Genomic DNA, 1,875 nt, shown 5'->3' with positions numbered 1-1,875 from the left:
GCCCAGGACCGCGGCCGCGTCCTGCATGGCCTGGCTCACCGCGCTCTTCCGGGCCGAGACCTTCGTCTGCGGGCCGCTCTGCGCCAGGCTGACCGCTGCCGCCGCCGTCCCCCGCAGGGTGCGGAAATCCTTTGCGGTGAAGTCCTCCCCCGTGCGCTCCTTGACGTACTCGTTGATGTCCGCGCTGGACACCGGATGCCAGCTGCGGCCGTCCTTATAGGCCAGCAGGCGGGCGTTGCCGCCGCGGCGCTTGAGCTGGCGCACGACGGCGGCGAGGTCGGCGTCGTCAATCCGCGACTCCCAGGTCTTGCCGCTCTTGGCCGGGAAGCTGAGCCGGAGTTCGTCCTTGCGCACCTTGACGTGGGCGCAGAGCAGGGTGGCGAGGCCGTGGCTGCCGTTTTCATTGGTGTAGCGCTCCGAGCCGACGCGCAATGATCCGCTGTCGAGCATCCGAAAGGCGGCCGCCAGCACGCGTTCCCGCGTCAGCCCTTCGGAGCGCAGGTCCATGGTCACCAGGCGGCGTGCGGTCGGCAGGGTCTCAGCCAGCTGGAGCGAACGGTCGAACTTCTGCCGGTCCTTCCGTTCCCGCCAGCTCGGATGGTAGATGTACTGCCGCCGGCCCACCGCGTCCACTCCCGTGGCCTGGATGTGCCCGTTGTCGTACGGGGCGATCCAGACGTCGGTCCAGGCCGGCGGGATCCCGATGCCCTCGAGCCGTTCCCGCACGGGGCCCGGCGGCAGGGTGGAGCCGTCCAGGTCCTTGTAACTGAAGCCGGTCCCGGCGGGGACCCTGCGGTATCCTCGGCCGGACGCGTTGCTGTGGCGGAGCCTCATTGGCCGGCCCCGGGCGAGTGTTCATCCATGACGGTAAGCCTACTGACTACCGCCCGGGATTCCACGCCCTTTCACGCCCGAAAACAACGCGGGGTCACTTAGCGCCCAAAATCCCTTCCGGGATGGGCGCGAAGTGACCCCGCGCTGGTCTGCGTCGTTGCCTGTGTTGAGGCTAGACCTCGACGGCGGCGCCGCGGGAGATCTCCACCATGTCCTCGCGGGGCACCACCTTGATACGCTCGCGCTGGACGGCGACGCCGTGCGACCCGCCGGCAGCGGTGGCCTTTTCACCCAGGGCGCGCTCGTGCTCGTCCAGGGCCAGCCAGCCTTCCCAGCTGGTGTACTCGACGCCGCGGCCCGCCAGGAGCTCGACGATCGCCTCGGGGGCGGGCGCCGCGGCCAGCGGCAGGTTTTCGCGGTCCTCAAGCAGGTAGGTCACGGTTTCGAGGGCGTCACCCTTGGTGTGGCCGATCAGTCCCACCGGACCGCGCTTGATCCAGCCGGTCGCGTAGATCCCCGGCACGTGGGTGCCGGCGGCGTCCAGGACCCGGCCGCCGTCGTTCGGGACGACTCCCTTGCTGTGGTCGAACTCGACCTCGGGGAGGGCGGAACCGAAGTAGCCGATGGCGCGGTACACGGCCTGGACCGGGTACTCGACAAACTCGCCCGTGCCGCGGGCGTTGCCGGTGCCGTCCAGTTCGGTGCGCTCGAACTTTATCCCGGCGACGCGGCCGGGCGCGTCGGCGCCGTCGGTTTCTTCTCGGTAGATCTCGACCGGGCTGTGCAGGAAGTGCAGGTGCAGCCGGCGGGACGCGGTGAGCTCGGAGAGGTCCTCGGGCTGCTCGGCGATCCAGTTGGTGAGCGTGCCCACCATGGTCTTGGTCTGGTTGTTGCTCTGGATCTGCCGGTCCGATTCGGCATCGAACTCGAAGTCCTCGGCGTAGAGGATGATGTCCACGTCCTTGGAGTGGGAGAGTTCGCGCAGTTCCAGGGGCGTGAACTTGACCTGGGCGGGCCCGCGCCGGCCGAACACGTGCACGT

The 1,875-nt window shown here is 69.2% G+C and carries 1 protein-coding gene and 1 pseudogene; both read right to left on the bottom strand.

Annotated features, from left to right (window positions below; translation table 11 throughout):
* Positions 1–834, bottom strand: an 834-nt coding sequence (locus tag LQV45_RS29105; RefSeq protein ID WP_230010519.1) for a DNA topoisomerase IB, incomplete at its 3' end; no start/stop codon positions are given.
* A gap of 172 nt (positions 835–1,006) precedes the next feature.
* Positions 1,007–1,875 (bottom strand): annotated as a pseudogene (locus tag LQV45_RS29100) (pyridine nucleotide-disulfide oxidoreductase); the annotation flags it as partial.

The sequence above is a fragment of the Microbacterium sp. Bi128 genome, from assembly GCF_918698205.1.
The sequence above is the reverse complement of the archived record's forward strand: the minus strand, read 5'-3'. Positions and strand labels throughout refer to the sequence as shown.